Below are 243 nucleotides of genomic sequence, written 5' to 3' on the forward strand. Positions count from 1 at the left end.
GCCGGATCCGGCAGGACGAAGGTCCGTGCCGAGTCGCCGTTCCAGCCCTGGACGATCGCACCGCTGTCGACCGAGAGGATGTCGCCAGGCTCCAGGATGCGGCCGCCCGGGATGCCGTGCACCACCTCGTCGTTCACCGACGCGCAGATGGTGTGGTGGTATCCGGGTTCGAGCTTGAAGTTGGAAGCTCCGCCCGCATCGATGATCGCCCGCTCGGCGAGTCCGTCGAGCTCGAGCGTCGAG

1 protein-coding gene is annotated in these 243 nt (G+C 67.9%); it reads right to left on the bottom strand.

The annotated features are described in order from the left end of the window. Window positions 1-243: M24 family metallopeptidase (locus tag SB719_RS22125; RefSeq protein WP_412160028.1), on the bottom strand; the 243-nt coding region annotated here is incomplete at both ends.

It is taken from the genome of Pantoea sp. SIMBA_079 (assembly GCF_046940275.1).
In the GTDB taxonomy this organism is placed as follows: Bacteria; Pseudomonadota; Gammaproteobacteria; order Enterobacterales; family Enterobacteriaceae; genus Pantoea; species Pantoea borealis.